The 22719-nt window shown below is 41.8% G+C and carries 21 protein-coding genes; 12 read left to right on the top strand and 9 right to left on the bottom strand.

The window, feature by feature from the left end; all coding sequences use genetic code 11:
* Window positions 1-2: 2 nt before the first annotated feature.
* Window positions 3-515, top strand: a complete 513-nt coding sequence (rraA, locus tag MF4642_RS00210; protein WP_039890392.1) for a ribonuclease E activity regulator RraA — start codon at window positions 3-5, stop codon at window positions 513-515.
* 49 nt (window positions 516-564) lie between these two features.
* Entirely contained in the window at window positions 565-1344 is a 780-nt protein-coding gene (locus MF4642_RS00215) for a glutathione S-transferase N-terminal domain-containing protein (RefSeq protein WP_078424908.1), read from the top strand.
* A gap of 158 nt (window positions 1345-1502) precedes the next feature.
* On the opposite strand, the gene MF4642_RS00220 is transcribed toward MF4642_RS00215, so the two are convergent.
* Entirely contained in the window at window positions 1503-2414 is a 912-nt protein-coding gene (locus MF4642_RS00220) for an alpha/beta fold hydrolase (RefSeq protein WP_078424909.1), read from the bottom strand.
* Between the two features lie 22 nt (window positions 2415-2436).
* On the bottom strand, window positions 2437-2976 hold the full coding sequence (locus MF4642_RS00225) for a PadR family transcriptional regulator (protein WP_035326948.1): 540 nt from the start codon (window positions 2974-2976) through the stop codon (window positions 2437-2439).
* Window positions 2977-3145: 169 nt separating this feature from the next.
* Here MF4642_RS00225 and MF4642_RS00230 point away from each other — a divergent pair, with 169 nt between their 5' ends.
* From MF4642_RS00230 to MF4642_RS00240, 3 genes are all read left to right on the top strand, one after another.
* A complete protein-coding gene (locus MF4642_RS00230; RefSeq protein ID WP_078424910.1) occupies window positions 3146-5170 on the top strand; it encodes an NADPH-dependent 2,4-dienoyl-CoA reductase in 2025 nt (674 codons plus the stop codon).
* Between the two features lie 191 nt (window positions 5171-5361).
* Entirely contained in the window at window positions 5362-5775 is a 414-nt protein-coding gene (locus MF4642_RS00235) for a nuclear transport factor 2 family protein (protein WP_078424911.1), read from the top strand.
* 80 nt (window positions 5776-5855) lie between these two features.
* Window positions 5856-6953 (top strand): YheT family hydrolase, encoded by a 1098-nt coding sequence (locus MF4642_RS00240; protein WP_078424912.1) that lies wholly within the window; start codon window positions 5856-5858, stop codon window positions 6951-6953.
* Between the two features lie 58 nt (window positions 6954-7011).
* On the opposite strand, the gene MF4642_RS00245 is transcribed toward MF4642_RS00240, so the two are convergent.
* Together MF4642_RS00245 and dkgB are read right to left on the bottom strand one after the other, a co-directional pair.
* A complete protein-coding gene (locus tag MF4642_RS00245; protein ID WP_078424913.1) occupies window positions 7012-8181 on the bottom strand; it encodes an MFS transporter in 1170 nt (389 codons plus the stop codon).
* An 8-nt stretch (window positions 8182-8189) separates the two neighbouring features.
* Entirely contained in the window at window positions 8190-8996 is an 807-nt protein-coding gene (dkgB, locus tag MF4642_RS00250) for a 2,5-didehydrogluconate reductase DkgB (protein ID WP_078424914.1), read from the bottom strand.
* Between the two features lie 110 nt (window positions 8997-9106).
* Here dkgB and MF4642_RS00255 point away from each other — a divergent pair, with 110 nt between their 5' ends.
* Complete coding sequence (locus MF4642_RS00255; RefSeq protein WP_078424915.1) at window positions 9107-9997, top strand: LysR family transcriptional regulator; 891 nt, start codon at window positions 9107-9109, stop codon at window positions 9995-9997.
* Between the two features lie 60 nt (window positions 9998-10057).
* On the opposite strand, the gene MF4642_RS00260 is transcribed toward MF4642_RS00255, so the two are convergent.
* A complete protein-coding gene (locus MF4642_RS00260) occupies window positions 10058-10459 on the bottom strand; it encodes an internalin (protein ID WP_078424916.1) in 402 nt (133 codons plus the stop codon).
* 226 nt (window positions 10460-10685) lie between these two features.
* Here MF4642_RS00260 and MF4642_RS00265 point away from each other — a divergent pair, with 226 nt between their 5' ends.
* The 6 genes from MF4642_RS00265 (at window position 10686) to rodA (ending at window position 16903) form a co-directional block, all read left to right on the top strand.
* On the top strand, window positions 10686-12326 hold the full coding sequence (locus MF4642_RS00265; protein WP_004696627.1) for a CTP synthase: 1641 nt from the start codon (window positions 10686-10688) through the stop codon (window positions 12324-12326).
* A gap of 31 nt (window positions 12327-12357) precedes the next feature.
* Complete coding sequence (gene kdsA / locus MF4642_RS00270; RefSeq protein ID WP_004981871.1) at window positions 12358-13215, top strand: 3-deoxy-8-phosphooctulonate synthase; 858 nt, start codon at window positions 12358-12360, stop codon at window positions 13213-13215.
* Between the two features lie 60 nt (window positions 13216-13275).
* Entirely contained in the window at window positions 13276-14565 is a 1290-nt protein-coding gene (gene eno, locus MF4642_RS00275; RefSeq protein WP_078424917.1) for a phosphopyruvate hydratase, read from the top strand.
* 7 nt (window positions 14566-14572) lie between these two features.
* On the top strand, window positions 14573-14974 hold the full coding sequence (locus tag MF4642_RS00280) for a septum formation initiator family protein (protein ID WP_010326966.1): 402 nt from the start codon (window positions 14573-14575) through the stop codon (window positions 14972-14974).
* Window positions 14934-15653 (top strand): 2-C-methyl-D-erythritol 4-phosphate cytidylyltransferase, encoded by a 720-nt coding sequence (ispD, locus tag MF4642_RS00285; RefSeq protein WP_101495433.1) that lies wholly within the window; start codon window positions 14934-14936, stop codon window positions 15651-15653. The genes MF4642_RS00280 and ispD overlap by 41 nt, the downstream gene beginning before the upstream one ends.
* Before the next feature lie 113 nt (window positions 15654-15766).
* Entirely contained in the window at window positions 15767-16903 is a 1137-nt protein-coding gene (gene rodA, locus MF4642_RS00290) for a rod shape-determining protein RodA (protein ID WP_078424919.1), read from the top strand.
* A gap of 81 nt (window positions 16904-16984) precedes the next feature.
* Here rodA and MF4642_RS00295 read toward each other — a convergent pair whose 3' ends face one another.
* The 4 genes from MF4642_RS00295 to betA all read right to left on the bottom strand — a co-directional run bounded on the left by MF4642_RS00295 (window position 16985) and on the right by betA (window position 22664).
* Window positions 16985-17470, bottom strand: a complete 486-nt coding sequence (locus MF4642_RS00295; RefSeq protein ID WP_078424920.1) for a hypothetical protein — start codon at window positions 17468-17470, stop codon at window positions 16985-16987.
* 56 nt (window positions 17471-17526) lie between these two features.
* Window positions 17527-18801 carry an MFS transporter gene (locus tag MF4642_RS00300; protein WP_078424921.1) on the bottom strand — a complete coding sequence of 425 codons (1275 nt, stop codon included), beginning with the start codon at window positions 18799-18801 and terminating at the stop codon, window positions 17527-17529.
* Window positions 18802-18873: 72 nt separating this feature from the next.
* The gene (gene mqo, locus MF4642_RS00305; protein ID WP_078424922.1) at window positions 18874-20508 is read right to left on the bottom strand and encodes a malate dehydrogenase (quinone); all 1635 of its coding nucleotides are present in this window, start codon (window positions 20506-20508) and stop codon (window positions 18874-18876) included.
* 491 nt (window positions 20509-20999) lie between these two features.
* Window positions 21000-22664 (bottom strand): choline dehydrogenase, encoded by a 1665-nt coding sequence (gene betA, locus MF4642_RS00310; protein ID WP_078424923.1) that lies wholly within the window; start codon window positions 22662-22664, stop codon window positions 21000-21002.
* Window positions 22665-22719: the final 55 nt, after the last annotated feature.

A 22719-nucleotide genomic window follows, 5' to 3' on the forward strand; every position in this document is an offset into this window, starting at 1 on the left:
GTGTGGTGACGACAGCATTTGTGACATGCGATTTATTGGATGATCATCCTGAACTTGATTTACAAGTGGTCAGCCCATCAATGGATGGTAAGTTCTTTAATAGCTATGGTGCGCGTAAAACCTTTGGTGGTCAGGTGGTGACGGTTAAATGCTTTGAAGATAACTCTCGGGTGAAAGAGCTGTTAGCAACAGATGGTACGGGTAAAGTATTGGTTGTGGATGGTGGCGCTTCGATGCGCTGTGCCTTGATGGGAGACTTAATTGCAGAGTCAGCAGTCAAAAATCACTGGAATGGTGTGGTGATTTATGGCTGTGTCCGTGATGTAGATGCGATTGCTGAACTGGATTTAGGGGTGCATGCTTTAGCCGCCATTCCACAAAAAAGTAATCGTAAGGGTGTAGGAGAAGTTGATATCAGCTTGCATTTTGGTGGTGTCACCATTCAATCAGGTCATTATCTCTATGCGGATAATAACGGTATTGTCATTGCAAAAGAAAAACTGGTCGATGAATAAGCACCAACCAGACTCATAACAACATAAACAAAAGATATGGACGTGTAATATGGTGAAGCATCAAATTAAAGTGATTCAGGCTCTTTTTTCGGGGCTTGCACAAGGTGGGCGTGGTGTAACTGGAACGCCGCATCCTAAACAACCTGAACAACCTTTAAAGCTCTATGAGTTTGAAGGCTCGCCATATTGTCGTCGTGTGCGTGAAGTACTGACTTTGTTGAACTTGGATTATGAAGTGTATCCATGTCCTAAGGGTGGAACTAAATATCGTCCTTTGGTGAAACAGTTGGGTGGGAAAACCCAATTTCCTTTTTTACTCGATGAAAATACAGACACTAAGCTATACGAGTCTGAAGATATTATTCACTACCTGTTTGAACAATATGGTCGCAGTGGTAAAACACCGAAAAAGTATGTACATTATCCCAAAACACCTTATGTTGCTTATGTCGGGACATTGGTAAATGGTGCGAGTGGGGTGTGGATCAATAAGAGTATTAAAGATCGCGTAGCGCCAGAACAGCTGTTACAACTTTGGGGATTTGAAGCCAGTCCTTATACTCGGATTGTCCGTGGTTTACTGACCGAGTTGGAGCTCCCTTTTAAGTTTCATAATGTGCCTAAAGAACGTTGGCAAGATCAAGGCCCAGCAGTACTGCGTTTAAAGCCGGGCAAATATGTACCTTTGGCAGGTGGAAAGCGTGAGCAAGTCATGCAGGTGATGGGGCGTGATATTCAAGTGCCATATTTGGTTGATCCGAACACTGAAACAGCTTTGTTTGAGTCGGCAGATATTGTTGCTTATCTCAAGCAGACCTATGCAGCATAAGAAAAAGGCGTCTCTTAGAGATGCCTTTTTTAATTCCTAAGCATTGGTGTTTTATCGGACTGATTTAATTTTTTTGTCATTACAATGCAATGATTAATTGTATTTATCTTCAGCTATTATAAAAATATTCATCATTTGGCTGATAATACGACATGCATTTAAATATTCGTGGCGTTGAGGAAACGTGTAATTTCTTGGGAGAATTTGTGCGGTTCACTCAATAAAGGCGTATGCCCAGATTTTTTAAAGATCACCGTTTTGGCATGCGGTACGCTTGAGGCAATCAGCTTTTGTCCTTGAGCGGCATAAAGCTTTGATTCTTCACCAATAAAAAATGTAGCTGGTCGGTCAATCTGACTGAGCGCACCGCGATAGTCTTCTTGATGGTCAAGATAATTTTGAATATACCAAGCCATATAGTCTAAACGCTGGATCGGGAGCATGAATTTTTGCAAATATGGCTGTTGAAATGCTTTTTGAAATAAGGCCGCAGTTCGAGATGGTGTGGCTTGTAGTTGAATAAAAGCCAACCATTGCTTAACCAGTTCTGTACGCATAGACGCTGTTAAGTCTGAGACCAAACGGTACTGTGCATTTTGGGCCAATAGGTCTGCAATGTTTTGTAGGATGGCTTTGAAATTAGCATGTTTTTCAGCAAATAAACCATGTGGCCAGTCTGCATCAACGCTAATCTTGGGGGTTTGGTCGATGTGTAAATAGCTGCGGATATGGTCTTGAAAGCGACCATATTGCATGCCGTGCATGGCTGTTGTGGCGCCCATAGAGTAGGCAATCACATGGAATGCTGTATCAGCATATTGATTTAAAAAGCAGTTTAAATCTTGCCAGTGACTGGAAATCGCATCCAGTGTGGGAATTTTGCACTGTGCTGAACCACCAAAACCCCGCCAGTCAGGAATGTAAAAGCGGTACTTTTTACGGTGCTGATATAAAAAAGGTAGCCATTGCCAACTTTGCATTCCTAAACCAGATAAGACCAGTACAGGTGTACCTTGTCCAAATTCTCGAACATAGAGTTTTTCGCCATCTGGCATTAAATAATGTGGCATGGTCAATCCTTTGCGTGGCTTATTATTTTTCGAAGTTTTTAAGCGCTGGAATCATGGTCTCTAGCCACTCAATCCAACCACATTCTAAATTAATTCCAAGTTGTAAAATCATTTTATGAATATATAAGGTACGATCATTTTCTTCTGCATGGCCAAAATCTTTGGCAAAAATGCTTTGGTAAATTTGTAGTTTTTCTTTGTGTAGGATGAGATGTCGTTCCAGTTCAGGCAAAACCGTGTTGCCGCCAAGTTGAGCTTCAACACGCAGTCTCACCATCAGTTCTTCACGGAGCTGGGCAGGTGGGCTTTGTTTTACCAGCCAGTCGGCAAGTTCTGTACGTCCGAGCTGTTCTGCCTGATAGGTTTTTTTACGCGAGGTTGCACCATCATCTTCTATCGTTGAAATCCAGCCTTTGCTTTGCATAGCGCTGAGTTCTCTATATATCTGTTGATGTGTCGCATTCCAAAAGAAGCCCATTGAACGGTCAAAACGACGCGCTAACTCAATACCTGTGCTTGGTTTTTCAATCAAACTGGTCAATAAAACATGAGCTAATGACATTTCGGTAATATTTCGCAATTAAAATGGACGTAGAGTCATTATGCAACATGTTGCATAAAAAACAAATCTCGATTATAAAGATAAACATTATGCAACTTGTTGCATTAAATAATTTGATCTAACCTTGTATTTAAAATACCAGCCAGTGAAAGCACGCCAAGGAGTACACATGTCTAATTACCCGCATTTACTTGCGCCTTTAGATTTAGGCTTTACCACATTAAAAAACCGCGTATTAATGGGATCTATGCACGTTGGACTTGAAGAAGTTGAAGGTGGTTATGATCGCATGGCGGCATTTTATGCAGAGCGTGCCGCTGGCGGTGTAGGGCTAATCGTAACAGGTGGTATTTCACCGAATGATCATGGTGTGACTTTTCACGGTGGTTCTAAGTTAGATACTTTAGAAGAAGCGGAAAAGCATAAAGTCATCACACAAGCCGTACATGATGCGGGTGGTAAAATCGTATTACAGATTTTGCATACCGGTCGTTATTCGTATCAGGCTGAAAATGTTGCACCTTCTGCAATTCAAGCACCGATTAACCCAGTCAAACCTCATGCTTTGACTTCTGCTGAAGTGAATCAGACTATTGCGGACTTTGTGAATTGTGCAAAATTGTCACAAGTTGCTGGCTATGATGGTGTTGAAATCATGGGTTCAGAAGGCTACTTAATCAATGAATTCATTGCGGCACGTACCAATCATCGTGATGATGAATGGGGTGGTAGCTATGAAAACCGTATTCGTTTTCCGATTGAAATCGTAAAACGCACTCGTGCAGAAGTTGGTGAAAACTTTATTATTATTTACCGTCTTTCAATGTTGGATTTGGTTGAAGGTGGTTCGACTTTAGAAGAAGTGATTCAGCTTGCCAAAGAAATTGAAAAGGCAGGTGCAACCATTATCAACACAGGTATTGGTTGGCATGAAGCGCGTATTCCAACGATTGCAACCAAAGTGCCACGTGCGGCATTTACATGGGTGACCAAGAAGCTAAAAGGTTCGGTTCAGATACCTTTAGTGACATCTAACCGTATTAATACCCCTGAAATGGCTGAACATGTTTTAGCTCAGGGGGATGCGGATATGGTGTCGATGGCACGCCCAATGCTTGCAGATGCTGAGTTTGTACTCAAAGCAGAACAAGGCCGTAGTGATGAAATCAATACTTGTATTGGTTGTAACCAAGCCTGTTTGGATCAAATTTTCTCCATGCAAATTGCGACGTGTTTAGTCAACCCGCGTGCATGCTATGAAACTGAACTGATTTTTAAAGAAAGTGCAGTTAAGAAAAATATTGCGGTGATTGGTGCTGGGCCTGCAGGTTTGAGTTTTGCGACTTATGCCGCTGACCGAGGACATCAAGTGACTGTTTTTGATGCAGCCAGTCAGATTGGTGGGCAGTTTAATATTGCGAAAACTATTCCTGGTAAAGAAGAGTTTTACGAAACACTGCGTTATTTCAAACGTAAAATTGAATTACAACCGAATATCAAGTTGGTGCTGAATCATACCGCAACTTATGAGGAACTGAGCGCTGAGAACTATGATGATATCGTGGTTGCAACAGGCGTTACTCCACGTGAGCTAACTATAGAAGGGATTGATCACCCGAAAGTGTTGAGTTATATCGAAGTTCTACGTGAGCGTAAGCCTGTCGGTAAAAAAGTCGCGATTATTGGTGCGGGTGGTATTGGTTTCGATACAGCAGAATACTTAAGCCATGAAGGTGAAAGCGGTAGTTTAAACCCACAAAAATTCTATGATGAGTGGGGAATCGACACCAGCTATGCGCATGTTGGTGGCTTAAAACAACCAGTCTTGGAGCAGTCGGATCGTGAAATTTACCTTCTACAGCGTAAAGCGAAGGCAGTCGGTGCAAGCTTAGGTAAAACCACGGGTTGGATTCACCGAACAGGGCTAAAACATCGCGATGTAAAAATGATTGCAGGCGCAAGCTACGACAAAATTGATGATCAAGGTCTCCACATTACAGTGAATGATCAGCCAACGGTTTTAGAGGTTGATCACGTGATTATCTGTGCAGGACAAGAGTCTTATACTGCAATGTATGATCAGTTAAAAGCCGATGGTAAAAATGTACATTTGATTGGTGGCGCGAAAGAAGCAGGTGAGTTGGATGCGAAGCGTGCGATTCGTCAAGGTGCGGAATTGGCTGCGACCATTTAATCGATAACAATAATTTATCAGCTTAAAATTTGTAATAAAGCTCCCTCTCCTACACGGAGAGGGTTTGGGAGAGGTATTTTCTAAAATCTTATCTTTTCCCTCGTGTTGCCTTTTCCTTGAAACGTATGTGGTGCAAGAGAAGGTGCCTTTATTGCAGATTTGAGTGGATTCACTTTCATAAGGACATAAGAATGAGTTTAGCAACAACAAAACAAGCCTTGGTACGCTGGCATGATATGGTCACGACACGTGATATGAGCATCTTAAATGAGCTTTTAGCAGAAGATGTCGTGTTCCGTTCACCGGTGGCGTTTAATCCTTATCCGGGTAAGCAAGTGGTTTTTTTTATTTTAAGTAATGTGATTCAGGTTTTTGAAAACTTTACTTACCACCGTGAATTTTTTACAGAAGATGATTTAAGTGTCGTCCTTGAGTTTTCTGCCAATGTCGGCGAGAAAAAGCTCAAAGGGATTGACATGATTCGTTTTAATGAGCAAGGTCAAATTGTAGATTTTGAAGTGATGATCCGTCCTAAATCGGGGCTAGAGGCCTTAGCTGTACAAATGGGACAGCGAATGGCAGCTTTTGCACCTCAAGCTGGATGATAAAGGTGTGACTTGTTATTTATAGTTAGGCACGAAAATTGATGCATCACCAAGAAAGATAGGAAAAAGAAGGTACTGATATGAATGCTGTGTTCAGTTTGCTAAACCAATTAAGCCAAACGGCGTGGGATCGAGTGACTGGTGCGGAACAACCGAAGCTCTATATTAACCCGAAAGGGCAAATTCAAGTGACTGTTGGGGCGCTTACACAGCTTCAAGAGAAGTACCGACCAACGCCGTGGTTATCCAACACGCATGCCCATCTTTTGTATTTTGATGTGATTCGAAAGCGTCAGATTCAATTGGAATATGATCATTTTGATCAGTTAGAGATGCAAGACGGTGGGGTCACTGGCATCATGTGGTTTGGTTATGACTTACCTGAAGCGACGCCAACGGTTGTGGTTATGCATACGATTACAGGCTCTCCTGAAAGTATGCGTGAGGTGGTGCGTGACTTAAATCGCTATACGGGTTGGCGTGTTGCACTGTGCTTACGCCGTGGACATGCAGACCTTCCAATGCCTGTACCCAAAATGAATCTTTTCGGTTCAACCGATGATTTACGTGAACAAATTGCGTTTATTCAAAGCACATTTCCAAGTTCAACGTTGTATGCGGTAGGCTCTTCTGCGGGAACGGGGCTTTTGGTGCGTTACTTAGGTGAAGAAGGGAGTCAAACCCCTTTTAAGGCGGCCTTTGCCCTGTGTCCGGGCTATAACACTGAGTTGGGTTTTGTAAATGTGCATCCCTTTTACAGTAAAGTCATGACCAAGAAACTGTTTAAGAAATTTATTTTTCCTTACCAGCAAACGTGGCAACAAACAGCGTCTGTGTCGCAAGTCTTAATGACCAAAACCTTGGCTGAGTTTGAGTCGAGTTATTATGAAATGGCGGGTTATGTGGACTATGATAGTTATAACCAAGCCACAAACCCAATCTATGTATTTGAAAATGTCACCATTCCATTGCTGATTTTAAATGCAGAGGATGATCCCGTCTGTCACATTAAAAATTTTGAACCGTATAAAGACATGATCCGTCAAATGCCGAATATTGCCGTAGTGACCACCAAAAAAGGCAGCCATTGTGGCTTCTATGAAGGGGCGCTCAATACCGAGTCTTGGGCAACCAAGCTGATTGCGGATTTTTTGAAATTGGAACAACAAAAACACTAAGTATAAAAAAGACCTACAGCAGTGTAGGTCTTTTTTGATTGGTTCAGTCGTGTAAGGCTTAAACTGCTTCACAGGCTTTCTTGCTAAGACCGAACTTCATTTGCAGTAAGACCAAGATCAAGGCCATAAAGCTGAGTGCGGCACCTGCATATGAAACCGCTGCGTAGCTAAGTTGCATACTCAGTACGGTTGCACCAGCAAAGGCACCTAAGGCATTGCCTAAGTTAAACGCACCAATGTTAACTGAAGAGGCAAGCCCAGGCGCATCTGCTGCGACCGACATGACGCGCATTTGCAGTGGCGGTACTACCGCAAATGCCGCCGCACCCCAAATCACCAAGCCAATCGCTGCACCAACGGTTGTTTGTGCTAATACTGGGAAAACAAGCATCATCACCATCAAAAGTACAAGGAAGCCAATCAGGGTTTTCTCTAGGGATAGATCGGCAAACTTTCCACCCAGATGATTACCAATGGAGAAGCCGATCCCGATTAAAACCAACATCAAGGTGATGGTTTGCGGTGATGCCTGCATAAATACGTGTAGGCTCGGAGCAATGTAGGTATATAACGCAAACATGGCACCCGCGCTCATGACTGTGGTTAATAAAGCAAGGACGACAGGCGCACGTGTTAAAACGCGCAATTCTTTTGCTACATTCGGTTTAACCACATCGTGATCTTGCGAGAGTGCTTTCCATAGTGCCAACATGGTCATGATGCCTAAGATTGAAATCGCAGCAAAGGCCATGCGCCAACTGGTATTTTGACTGAGCCACGTTGCAAGTGGCACACCGCCAATATTGGCAATGGTGAGGCCCATAAACATCATTGCGACTGCACTGGCTTGTTTGTCTTTAGGCACAACACTGGCTGCCACCACCGAACCTAAGCCAAAGAATGCACCATGGTTTAAACTGGTAATTAAACGTGCACCCATTAAGCTCATATAATCAGGTGCAACGGTCGCCAACACATTCCCAATCGTGAAAATCGCCATCAATAGGATTAAAGCTGTTTTCTTAGGAAAGCGTGCCAACCATAAGGTCATGAGCGGAGCCCCAAGCATGACGCCTACAGCATAGGCACTAATTAGCAGTCCGGCTTGTGGAATTGAAACGGACAAATCGTTGGCAATTTCAGGCAAAAAGCCCATGGGGGAAAACTCGGTGGTTCCAATGGCAAAAGCACCCACCGCAAGCGCCAAAAGTGGAAAATTAATTTTCATAGCGATGCTCAATCCCAAATAGGAGCCAATCCCTCAGGATTAACTTCACGTTGATTTCGGTCTAATTGCGTAATTGCCATCATTTCTTCAGTCGACAGTTGAATCTCTTGTGCCTTTAAGTTGGACATCAAGTGTTCACGTTTGGTTGAAGATGGTATGACTGCAAAACCACGTTGTAATGCCCAAGCTAGGCTAATTTGTGCAGTCGATACCTGATGTTGCTGCGCGATGTGCATTAAAACAGGATCATTCAAAACCTTACCGTAAGCCAGTGTCATATATGAAGTGACATCAATGTTTTGAGCTTGGAGGAAATTAACTAACTTATGGTTTTGTAGGTAAGGACTGAGTTCAATTTGGTTAGTCGCGATGTTTTCTAGCCCAATACTCTCAATCGCCTGTTGAGTCAGCTCAATATTGAAGTTAGAAATACCAATGTGTTCGGTCAAACCTTGTTGTTTCGCTTCCAATAAGTTCTGCATGAGTTCTGTAATGTTTACACCTGTACTTGGGGCAGGCCAGTGGATCAAGGTTAGATTCACTGCATCGGTTTTTAGCTTATGCAAACTTTCTTTTAAGCTTGGAATCAATTTTTCTGCTGAATAATTTTCCGTCCAAATTTTTGTGGTGAGAAAAAGATCTTGACGATTGATACCACTGAGTTCAATGGCTTGACCAACTTCAGCTTCATTACCATAGATTTGAGCAGTATCGACCGCACGATAACCGACTTCTAGTGCAGTTTTCACAGACTCAATGACAGTGTCACCTGTTAAACGGAAAGTACCTAAGCCGAATTGAGGAACGATATTCATTTTTTACTCGATAACTTGTTTTATGGAATGAGGCTATTTTGTAGAAAAAAGACTTGCTTAAAAACTGGGTAATTTGCAAAATATTATTGACTATTAATCAATAATTACACATGAAATCAACCATAGAAGAATTAACAGCTTTTGTGAGCATTGTTGATAGTGGCTCTATCGTCAAAGCTGCCCAGCAGTTGGATCAAACCACATCGGGTGTCAGCCGTGCCTTACAACGATTAGAGTCGAAGTTGAATGTGACTTTGCTGGAGCGAACGACACGGAAGCTCAAACTGACCTATGAAGGCCAGCAGTTTTTGACAAAGGCACGTAAAATTTTACTCGATCTGACCGAAGCTGAAGAAAGTCTGCAAAATACTGATGCTGAGGCGTCTGGTTTAATTCGGATTGATTCAGCAACGCCTTTTGTGCTGCATGTGATAGTGCCGCTGATTGAAGAGTTTATGCAGTGTTATCCAAAAATTGATATAGAAATTACCAATCACGATCAGGTTATAGACTTACTTGAGCATAAAACCGATGTCGCGATTCGGTTTGGTGAGTTGGCGGATTCAAGCTTACATGCCAAGCTGCTTTGTAAAAGTCGGTTATATATTGTGGCAAGTCCTATTTATGCACAAAAACATGGTCTACCTAAAAATGCAGCAGAATTAAGCTCACATACTTTGCTTGGTTTTAGTCAGCCTGCACATTTAAATACGTGGCCTATTCAGTTGGAGGATGAACCTTTAACAATTCAGGCCAAAATTAAATGCTCAAATGGTGAAACGGTTCGTCAGTTGGCATTGCAAGGGGCGGGGATTGCGTGTTTGTCACGCTTTATGGTCGAGCAAGATATTCAAGATGGGCAGTTCATTGCTTTGTTGGAAGATCAAATTCAGATCAAAGAGCAGAAAATACATGCGGTTTACTATCAACAAAACTATGTGCCAAAGCGTATTCGCTTATTTATTGACTTTCTTGCAGAAAAATTAAAAGCTTATTTATAAGCCGGCAATAAAAAAACCCGATATCAATCGGGTTTTTTTAATCATCTAATATAGCGATGATTAGTTTTCTAAAGCTGGTGTCGCTGCTGCAATGGCTGCTGCAACCGCATCATCTTCAGTTTGCGTATTTGGGTTTGTATTACTTGGGCGTGCTTGCGTTGGTTTTTCTTCAGCTTTTGATGCTTCTGCTTTTGGTGCAGGCTGAGCTGCTGGAGCAGGTGCTGGCGTTTCACGACGGATCTCAGTAGTTGTATTCGGTGTTTCTTCGCGAATCACTTCAACTTGCGCTGGAATCTCAGGCTCAGATGCTGCTAAAGGTTGAAGTTCAACAGTTTGTTGTTGCTCTGTAGTAACGACTTCAACTTGTTCTTGTTCATCTTCTTTAGGTGCTTCTTTCTTTACACATGCTGTTAATAGTAAGCCTGCTGCAATGGCACCACAAATTAAAAGTTTTTTATTCATAATTACATAAAATCGAGTGTTTGAAGGATCGCGCCATTATAACAGCAAAATGCAAGATGAAAATCCTATGAACTTAGCTTAATTTTATCTGCCAAATGCTGATAGAATATCCAATTGTTTATTGTTCTATGAATTGATGCGGATTGACTTTGCTTTATTGGTACAAGGTAAAGTAAAATTGCGCAACATTGCAGGCCGAATTAGGCTCGATTGTACGAGAAACCCAATGACCCATTTTATTTTCGTGACTGGTGGTGTAGTTTCATCACTAGGTAAAGGTATTTCAGCTGCTTCAGTTGCTGCGCTTTTAGAAGCCCGTGGATTAAAAGTAACCATGGTAAAAATGGATCCATACATTAATGTCGATCCAGGGACTATGAGCCCGTTCCAACATGGTGAAGTTTTTGTCACAGAGGATGGTGCAGAAACCGATTTAGACTTGGGTTATTACGAACGTTTCTTGCGTCGTGCGAAAATGACCAAGTTAAATAACTTTACTTCTGGTCGCGTATACCAAGACGTTTTAAATAAAGAACGCCGTGGTGACTACCTTGGTGGAACTGTTCAAGTTATTCCACATATTACAGACAACATCAAAGAACGTGTACTTCGCGCAGGCGAAGGTTATGATGTTGCGATTGTTGAAATTGGCGGCACAGTAGGTGACATCGAATCTCTCCCATTCATGGAATCTGTACGTCAACTTATGGTTGAACTAGGTCATAAGCGCACTATGCTTATGCACTTAACTTTACTTCCATATATCAAATCTGCGGCAGAGTTGAAAACTAAACCAACTCAGCACTCGGTAAAAGAATTGTTATCGATTGGTATTCAGCCAGACATTTTAATTTGTCGCACTGAATATGATGTTGATGCAGACACGACCCGCAAAATTGCCTTGTTCACAAACGTTGAAGCACGTGCAGTTGTGGTGTGTAAAGATGCGCGCAGCATTTACCAAATTCCACGTACGTTCTATGAACAAAATGTTGATGACCTGATCTGTGAACGTTTTGGTTTCAATGATTTGCCTGAGGCTGATTTAACAGATTGGGACAATGTTGTAGAAGCACTACTAAACCCTGAATACACGGTTCGTGTTGCAATGGTGGGTAAGTATGTTGAACTTCCAGATGCGTATAAGTCTGTGAATGAAGCGCTTTTACATGCGGGTATTCAAAACCGTGTGAAAGTTCAAATTGACTATGTTAATGCTGAAGAACTTGAAAGCCAAGATGTCAATGAAGTATTGAAAGATATGGATGCAATCCTGGTACCGGGTGGTTTTGGTGAACGTGGTACTGAAGGGAAAATGCAAGCGATTAAGTTCGCACGTGAAAACGGTGTTCCATTCTTGGGTATCTGTTTAGGTATGCAGTTGGCTGTGATCGAATATGCACGTAATGTCGTGGGTATTAGTGATGCGAGTTCGACTGAATTCAACCGTTCGACTAAGTCTCCATTGATTGGTCTAATCACTGAATGGTTAGATGAACGTGGTGAAGTTCAACAGCGTAATGTTGACTCTGATCTTGGTGGTACGATGCGTCTTGGTGCTCAAAAATCAGAATTGGTTGAAGGCACTAAAACACGTGAAGTGTATGGTTCAGCAGATATTATTGAACGTCACCGTCACCGTTATGAGATGAATAACCGTTTTATTCCAGCGCTTGAAGAAGCTGGTATGAAAATTTCGGGCTATTCACCTGTACAGCACTTAGTAGAAACAGTTGAAATTCCTCAACATCCTTGGTTTATTGCTGTACAATTCCACCCGGAATTTACAAGTTCACCACGTGATGGACACCCATTATTTGCTAGTTTTATTGATGCTGCGAAAGCACAGTACAAAAAAGCGAAGTAATTTGGGTTAAGCAATAAACTAGGAAGTTTAAATGTCACAATTAAAACCACAAGAAATTGTACGTTTAGGCGATATACAAATGGCAAACCACTTGCCATTTGTACTATTCGGCGGCATGAACGTACTTGAGTCTAAAGATTTGGCTTTTGAAATTGCAGAGACTTATGTCGATATCTGCAAGCGTTTGGAGATTCCTTACGTATTTAAAGCCAGTTTTGATAAAGCCAACCGTTCAAGCTTGAACTCGTTTCGAGGGCCGGGCCTAGAAAAAGGGATTGAGTGGTTAGCTGACATTAAAAAACATTTTAATGTACCCATTATTACTGATGTACATGAACCTTACCAAGCTGCACCTGTAGCGGAAGTTGCGGATATTATTCAACTTCCTGCTTTTCTAAGTCGTCAGACGGATTTGGTTGAAGCGATGGCCAAAACGGATGCCATCATTAACATCAAAAAAGCACAATTCCTTGCTCCTCATGAAATGCGCCATATTTTGCATAAGTGTTTAGAGGCAGGGAATGACAAGCTCATTATTTGTGAACGTGGTTCGGCATTTGGTTACAACAATTTGGTTGTAGACATGTTGGGCTTCGACATCATGAAAGAAATGAATGTTCCTGTGTTTTTTGATGTGACCCATGCGCTTCAAACTCCGGGTGGTCGTGCGGATTCTGCGGGCGGTCGCCGTGCGCAAATCACGACACTTGCTCGCGCGGGAATGGCAACAGGTCTAGCAGGTTTATTCTTGGAAGCGCATCCAGACCCAGAAAAAGCCAAGTGTGATGGACCATGCGCGTTGCGTATGTCTCAGCTTGAGCCTTTCTTGGCGCAGCTAAAAGAATTGGATACCTTGGTTAAAGGCTTCCAAAAGCTAGATACACACTAAATTATAAACTCATTGATGCCATCTAAAGCATCTCGTTATTAATCAACTGAGGAATTGTTCATGAGCCAAATCGTTGACATTCGTGCACGTGAAATTTTGGACTCTCGTGGTAACCCAACCATCGAAGCAGACGTAATCTTAGCATCTGGCGTAGTTGGCCGTGCATGTGCACCATCTGGTGCTTCAACTGGTTCTCGTGAAGCTTTAGAACTTCGTGATGGCGACAAAGCACGCTATTTGGGTAAAGGTGTTAAAACTGCGGTTAACAACGTAAACACGATTATCCGTGATGCTTTAGTGGGCAAATCAGTATTTGAACAAAAAGACATCGATAACACCATGATTGCGCTTGATGGTACTGAAAACAAAGAAAAATTGGGTGCGAATGCAACTTTAGCGGTATCACTAGCTGCTGCACGTGCTGCTGCTGATGAAAAGAAAATTCCTCTTTTCCAATACATTGCAGACTTACGTGGTCAAACTATTTTAACTATGCCTGTACCAATGATGAACATCATCAATGGTGGTTCGCATGCAGACAACAATGTGGATATTCAAGAGTTCATGATAGAGCCTGTAGGCTTCACGTCATTCTCTGAAGCATTACGTGCAGGCGCTGAAATCTTCCATTCTCTAAAATCAGTTTTAAACAAAAAAGGTTTAAATACTGCTGTAGGCGATGAAGGTGGTTTTGCACCGAACTTACGTTCAAACGAAGAAGCAATCACGGTTATTCTTGAAGCGATTGGTCAAACTGGCTACAAAGCGGGTTCTGATATTATGCTTGCGCTTGACTGTGCATCTTCAGAATTTTACAAAAATGGTCAGTACATTCTTGCGGGTGAAGGCAACAAAGCGTTCACAAGCAACCAGTTCTCTGACTATTTAGCGGGTCTTGTAAACCAATATCCAATTATCTCGATTGAAGACGGTTTAGATGAGTCGGATTGGGAAGGTTGGTCTTACTTGACATCTATCCTTGGCGACAAAATCCAATTGGTAGGTGATGACTTATTCGTTACAAACCCGAAAATCCTTCAACGTGGTATTAATGAGAAAGTAGGTAACTCTATCTTAATTAAATACAACCAAATTGGTACGTTGACTGAAACTTTAGATGCAATCTATCTTGCGAAAGAAAATGGTTATTCTACAGTAATTTCACACCGTTCTGGCGAAACTGAAGATTCTACGATTGCGGATCTTGCGGTAGGTACTGCTGCTGGTCAAATTAAGACAGGTTCACTGTGCCGTTCTGACCGCGTAGCGAAATACAACCAATTGCTTCGTATTGAAGAATTGACAAATGCTGCTTACCGCGGTAAAGCTGAGTTTAAAGGTTTAAACTAAGCGACTGATGTCAATGTTCAATGTATTCGACTCGTTGATGAGTAAAGTACTACTAGGCCTTGCGATCATTTTGATCGCAGGGTTTCAGTATTTATACTGGTTTGGTGAGGGTGGTTATCAAGACCATTTACAACTCACACAAAAAATCCAACAACAAACTGAAATTAATAACGACTTAAAAGAACGTAATCGTGTCTTGGCGGCAGAAGTGTATGATTTGAAAAATGGTATTGAAGCCATTGAAGAGCATGCGCGCTTGGACTTGGGTTTAATCAAACCTCGAGAAACGTTTATTCAAATGAGTACTATCAGTACTCAATATAAGCCTGTTTATATTGATCCTAACGCCCAAATTGATTTGCGAACCAATGAAGACGATGAGCCTGAAACCCCTCCAGCTACCCCATAAATTGTGGGCTATTATTCCTGCTGCTGGCTCGGGTAGTCGCTTTTCTCAAACTGAACTAAAACAATATCAAATGATTGGACAAAAGACCGTACTTGAACATACGGTTTTACGTCTTAACCAATTGCCTTTACAGGGCTATGTTTTGGCGATTGGTTCAGATGATGATGTTGCTCAAAGTTTGCCTTTTACTCACATAGAAAAAGCACATTTCTGTGAAGGTGGTGCTGAACGTGTAGACTCAGTGCTCAGTGCGCTCAATTATCTTTCCACAATCGCTGATGCTGACGACTGGGTTTTTGTGCATGATGCAGCACGTCCATGTGTCACGCAGAATTGTTTATTTAAACTGGTTGATACTGCTATTCAGTCCAATAGAGGGGCAATTTTAGCTATTCCTGTTAGAGATACTTTAAAGCGTGTGATCTCAGCGCAAGATATTCAAGAAACGGTTGATCGTTCACAACTTTGGCAGGCACAAACTCCGCAGATTGCTAAACTGGGGGTGCTGAAAAAAGCAATTGAACATGCACTAGAGGCGCAAGCCTTAATTACTGATGAAGCCAGTGCTTTAGAGTTTGTTGGTGAAAAGGTTCAAGTCGTACAAGGGCGCTCCGATAATATTAAAATTACCTATCCAGATGACCTTGAGCTTGCGCGCCTGATTTTGGCGGCACAATAAGAATTATTTAGATTTATTGAGCTAAAACTACAGAAATATGGGTTTGAATGATGTTATCTAAAACACTTTGAACTTATAATTTGCCCTGTCTTTAGCTCATTCAATTTACGCAAATGATACCATCACAGCAGTATCGTTTTTTACGTCAGTCTTTACGTGACGGTAGAAGCATTAAACATGACTCATCTCGCTGGGCTAAATTGCATTTAGATCCATGGCTTTTATGCTTTCTGATTTTAAACGCCGTGTTGGGATTGTTGGTTATTTATAGTGCTTCAGCGCAAGATATGGGCATGGTGTTTCGCCAAGCCACAAGTTTTGCTGTGGGCTTCATTGTGATGATTATCTGTGCACAAATTCCACCCAAAGTCTATCAGGCCATTAGTCCTTATTTTTTCATCTTTGCTGTGATTTTAATGGTATTGGTCTTGGTGGTGGGCGAAACCCGCATGGGAGCTAGACGTTGGATTAGTCTACCCGGTATTGGTAGTATGCAGCCTTCTGAGTTTATGAAGTTTGCCATGCCTTTGATGATGGCGTGGTACTTTGCAGGCCGCGCATTCCCGCCGAAGTTTATGCATATTGTGATTTCGTTGGGTATCATGATGTTGCCGTTTTTATTGGCAGCTTTACAGCCCGACTTAAACCTAGGTCTCTTGATTCCTGGTGTGTGCGTCATTTTCCTCAGCGGTATCTCTTGGCGGCTCATTACTTTGGCCTGTGGCGCATTGGCTGTTGTGGCTCCCTTACTTTGGATGTTCTTTTTGCAAGAGTACCAAAAAAAGCGAGTGCTCACTTTATTTGACCCAGAGTCAGATGCATTAGGCGCAGGTTGGAATATTATCCAATCCAAGATTGCCATTGGTTCAGGTGGCTTAATGGGGAAGGGGTTTACAGAGGGTACACAGTCACATTTGGGGTATTTGCCTGAGCACCATACCGACTTCATTATGTCGACGTATGCAGAAGAGTTTGGCTTTATTGGGGTGTTCTTGCTGTTTAGTTTGTTTGCAGCCATTATCATTCGTTGTTTGATTATTGGTATGAACAGCTTCCATAATTTTGGACGTTTATATGCGGGTGCTGTGGGCTTAACGTTCTTTTTCTTTGTATTGTTAAACTCTGGGATGGTGAGCGGGATTTTACCTGTAACAGGTGATCCATTGCCACTGATGAGTTATGGCGGAACCGCGGTGATTACCATGCTAGCGAGCATGGGCATCGTGATGTCGATTCATACTCATCGCTAAAGTCTAGAAGAATCAAGCCAGCGATATTGCTGGCTTTTTGTGCTTAAAATAAGAAGAAAACTCTAACGGTTTTTTTGATCTTTATAAAGCACCATATTGCTGCCATGTTTCACCTGTATGCAGGCTATTATAATAGTTTTGTAGAGTATTCAAGTCATGGTATTGCGTATAGGCTAATACTAAAAGCCCAAAAATTAAAGCCGCCTTCAATAGATTTAAACGCGAATGTTGCTGTGAAAAATAGCCTAAGCTAAGTAAGATGAGTATGACTGAGGGGAGAATCGCAATACTTTCATGCTGAGAAATAAACCTCCAACCATTGAGATAAATCAGAATTAGAATGATTCCAATCAATCCCATATAGTTATGGATCTTTTTATTTACAGATGCTTTAAAAACAGTAATTGTTTGAAATATTAAAATTAGAACACTGAAAAGGTATGCGCTTTTTCCACCAATAACCACACTATAGATTGCATTGAATAGGCAATAAGCCAACAACACGGATAGTAAGAAAGCATAGAGTTTGGTATAGAGAATGTGTGAAAAGGGGAAAATCTGTTTCATAATTTGCTCTATTGAAAACTCACATCATATTAAAAGAGGATTTGAAGCTTAACATGCTATTCACCTTTTGCCACTGTGGCATGTTTTTTTAGTGTTGGAGATGGCTTGAGTAAATGTCGCGTACGAGTAGAACTTAGACCACAGATTATTAAACACAACGTCCCTCCAATAAGTACTGCTGGCACCACAGAAAAATAGCGCGTCATCAGGCTCATGTGTAGGGCACCGAGCTGATTGCCTGAAGTGACTAATATGCCATTTAAAGCCGCTACACGCCCTAATAGTGCTTTTGGGGGGAGTTGCTGTAATAAAGTTTGTCGAATGACCATGCTGATGCTATCAAAGGCACCGATTAGAACAAGGAAGAAGACTGAGAGCCAAACATGGGAGGATAGTGCAAAGGCTAAAGTACACAAAGCAATTGCAAAACTACTATAGAGCATATTTCTCCATGCATTTTGCATCGGAGAATAACAGGTCAACATCAACATCATGATACAGGCGCCAATAGCTGGTGCAGCTCTGAGTATACCTAAGCCTTCAACACCAAGATGCAGGATATCGTGTGCAAAAATAGGCAGTAAGATAATGACACTACAAAAAAGCATGGCGCTGAGATCCAGCAACATACTCCAAAACATTAGTGGATGTTTAAAAATAAACAAATAGGCTTCTTTCAAACTTTTGCTTAAATGCTGTTTATGTGGGCTAGGGAATTGACGAGGACTTAATCCGAATAAGCAGATGCTACCCACGCAACACAAGAAAAAAACAATAAAGAGGGTCTTTTCAAGCCCAAGTTGGCCGAGTAAAAGTCCTGCGCATAAAGGCGCTAAAATGCCGCCTATTTGCCAAATGAGCGCGGTCCATGTGGCTGCATTGCTATAGGCTGACTCGGGGGTTAGAAAAGGGCGTAATGAATTAAATGATGGGCTGTAAATGCCTCTAAGTATGCCTAAGCAAAAGATGAGGCTATAAATGCCGCATAAAAGTGTATTTTGTTGAATGTGCTGTTGTTGGTACTGAGAAAAAAGAACAATAAATAATAATGGAATTAAAGTGCTATAGCTAAAACTCCACTGCACAATTTTTTGTCGGTTATAGCGATCAGCCCAGTCGCCACTGATCAGGGAGAAGCAAATAAAGGGGAGTAACTCAATTAAGGCAATCATGCCAAGGCTGAGTGGATTTTGAGTGAGTTGATAGATACTATAGGCAATGACGACTTCTTGAATCATGATGGTTAGAATTAAGCACAACTGATTGACACTCAGAAGTGAAAAATCACGTGAACGAAAAGCCAAAAAAGCATCGGAATGGAAAAGCGACATAAACAGAATAGTTTCAAATATGAATTAAAAAAGGATGGCGCAAAGTCCATCCTTTTTAGGGTTTAAAGCAGATTACTGTGCTTTTGCTACCGCAATAGTTTCGTCATTTGCAGCTTTAGCCATAGGTGTATATTTCAAACCAAGGGTTGTGCTGGTGTATTGGCGAACTTGGTCAAGAAGCACAGGATTAGTGCTGAGTTCTTGTTGATACGATTTTACAATTTGATGTAATTTCGGATTCCATTTACCTGCTACTTGCTGAGGGAATGCTTTTTCAAGCAAGCTCAACATAATATAAGGGGAAGTTGAAGCACCAGGAGACGCACCTAATAGGGCAGTCACAGCACCATCTTGTGATGCAAAAATCTCGGTACCAAATTGCAAGCTTGCAGGTTTGCCTGGTTCTTTCTTAATGATTTGAACACGTTGACCACCTTGGTTCATGCGCCAGTCTTCTGGTTTTGCATCAGGATAGTATTTTTTCAACTCATTAAAACGGTCTTCATCGGTCATCATGACTTGGCTAACTAAGTATTTCACCAAATCAAGATTTTCCATACCCACAGCGGTCATTGGTAAAACGTTGTTCTTAGTGGTTGATTTCAATAAATCAAGCTGAGAACCTTGTTTTAAGAACTTGTTTGAATAAGTTGCAAATGGACCAAACAACACATATTTTTTACCATCGATATAACGTGTATCAATATGTGGAACAGACATTGGCGGTGCGCCTAATTCAGCACGACCATAAACTTTTGCAGTATGACCTTCAGTGACTTTTGGGTTGTCGGTCATTAAGAACACGCCACCTACAGGGAAGCCAGCATATTGCTTCGCTTCTGGTAAGCCTGTCATTTGTAAAAGTTTAACCGCTGCACCGCCTGCACCAATAAAGACAAAGCGCGTTTTCACGTGATCTGTTTTTCCTGTAGTGAGGTTTTTAAATGCAACAGTCCACGTTTTATCATCGTTTTGGCTAATGCCAGTCACTTCAGTCGATGTTTGTAACTGGAAATTAGATTGTTTTTTAAGGTGATCGACCAATTGAGTGGTGATCGAACCATAGTTCACATCCGAACCTACATCCATGCGTGTTGCAGCTACTTTTTGTGCAGCATCACGGCCATTCATCACCAATGGTGCCCATTGTTTAATTTCAGCAGGATTCTCAGAGAATTTCATGCCATAAAACATTGGGTTTTTAACCATTGCAGCGTAACGTTTTTCGAGGAAATTCACGTTATCGCCCCAAACGAAAGCAATGTGCGGTACAGGGTTGATGAAACTATTTGGTCGTCCCAAAACACCTTCTTTGACTTGATAAGACCAGAACTGTTTTGCAACTTCAAATTGTTCAGCCACTTTTACAGCTTTGGTAATGTCCATTTTCCCATCTTTTTCAGAGGTATAGTTCATTTCCATAAAGCCAGAGTGGCCTGTACCAGCATTGTTGAAGCCGTTTGAGCTTTCTTGTGCAACATTGTCTAGGCGTTCATACATGCGAATTTGCCAGTTTGGCTCAAGCTCGCTTAGATATGTGCCTAAAGTTGCACTCATGATCCCACCACCAACTAAGACTGCGTCAACAACAGGCTCATTGCTAGTGGTTTGAATTTTTTTAGACGTGACGGGTCTAAATAAGAAAATTACGACTGCAATAATAAGCAGTACGATTAATACCAAAAGGTATTTTAAAAATTTGTTCATGCGATTATGACCTTGGGAAGCAGGTTTTGGATCGCTTTATAGCGAAGAGAAAATAACAATTATGGTGATAGAGGTGCTTGTAAAAAATTAGCTTGGCAGAATTGAAGTAATACTTAAAATCTCAAGTAGCCAAAGCTTAAATTTTTAAGCTATCACGCATCTTGACTTATGGGTATTTTAGACTAAATATGTATTGACTTAGTAATTTTTATTTTAAATGGGTTGGGTTAAATTATAAATATCAGTGATGTTTGTTTTTAGCTATTGTTTTTATTGAGTTTTATTTTGGTTTAATTTCTGCATTTAAAATGCAGATGTTGAATATCTATACAACTACTCAATATCTTAAACGTTTAAATGTCTAAGTTGAGTCATAATATTAGTTTAAAAATCAAGCAATTTGTGATTATGTTGTTTAAGAAATTATGAATAATTGCCTGACCTTATTATTTTAAAGTTGAATAAAAGGTCAGGTTTTACACCATTAAGAGTTATGCGATTTCGGCGCGGTAAAATGGAGCAGTTGAACGTGGTAAAGCTTGATGACCACGTATTTGATCCGCGATTTTCTCAGCCATCATAATGGTGGTTGCATTTAAGTTACCTGTGATAATCAGCGGCATAATCGATGCATCCACCACACGTAAACTTTGCAGGCCATGCACACGACCTTGTCCATCGACTACCGCCATATCATCTTCACCCATTTTACAACTACAGGATGGATGATAAGCCGTTTCAGCGTGATTACGCACAAATTCGTCTAATTCAGCATCGCTACTCACATCTTTTCCGGGACTGATTTCTTCGCCTCGGTAAGGATCAAGCGCAGGTTGCTGCATGATTTCGCGGGTGATTCGAATCGCGTCACGAAATTCCTGCCAGTCTTGTTCTGTCGACATGTAGTTAAATAAAATACTTGGATGATCGAAAGGGTTTTTAGATGTCACCTGTACTCGACCGCGTGAAGGTGAGCGCATCGAACCGACATGGGCTTGGAAGCCATGCTCTTTGACGGCATTGCTGCCATTATAGTTAATTGCAACAGGCAAGAAGTGGTATTGAATATTTGGCCAAGCAAACTCTTTGGAGGATCGAATAAAGCCACCTGCTTCAAACTGGTTGCTTGCTCCAATCCCTGTTCCGTTAAACAACCACTCTGCACCAATTGCAGGTTGATTTTGCCATTTTAAAGCAGGGTAGAGAGAAACAGGTTGCTTACACTTATATTGTAAGTACATTTCTAAATGGTCTTGCAGGTTTTCACCGACACCCGGTAAGTCATGCACGACTGGAATGTCGAGAGATTGAAGTAAGGTGCTTGAACCCACACCTGAACGTTGCAAAATTTGCGGTGATGCAATTGCCCCTGCACAAAGTAGAACTTCTTTATTGGCATAGACCTGAAGCAAGTTGTTTTGATTAGCACCTTGAATATATTCAACACCAATCGCTTGTTTGCCATTGAACAAAATTTGATTGGTCATGGCGTGGGTAATAATGGTTAGATTCGCTCGACCTTTGGCCATATCTAAATAGCCACGTGCTGTGCTTGAGCGTCGACCTTTGGGGGTCACGGTTCGATCCATTGGGCCGAAACCTTCTTGTTGATAACCATTTAAGTCATCAGTGCGTGGATAGCCTGCTTGCACACCCGCTTCGACCATGGCGTGGAATAAAACATTGTTGTCTGCTTTAGGCGTGGCGACAGAAACAGGGCCAGCATCGCCATGATAGTCATTGCCACCGATATCACGGGTTTCTGCTTTTTTGTAGTAAGGCAGACAGTCGGCATAGCTCCAATTTTCAAGGCCTTTCAAGCTAGCCCATTGTTCTAAGTCCATGGCATTACCACGGATATAGCACATGCCATTAATGAGAGACGAACCGCCTAAGCCTTTGCCGCGACCACATTCCATGCGGCGGTTATTCATATGGGGTTCTGGGTCGGTTAAATACGCCCAATTATAACGACGACCTTGCAAGGGATAGGCTAAGGCAGCAGGCATCTGAGTACGGAAGTCGAGACGATAATCAGGTCCGCCTGCTTCGAGTAAGAGCACGGAAACATCGGGGTCTTCAGTTAAGCGAGCAGCCAGTACATTACCTGCTGAACCTGCGCCAATAATAATATAATCGTAGTGTTGAGAATGCATAATGATCCTTTTTCTATGGCAGGACCACGTTGCATGAGAACGTGGCCACATGTTG

The sequence above is a fragment of the Acinetobacter sp. MF4642 genome, assembly GCF_002018925.1.
GTDB classification, from domain to species: Bacteria; Pseudomonadota; Gammaproteobacteria; order Pseudomonadales; family Moraxellaceae; genus Acinetobacter; species Acinetobacter johnsonii.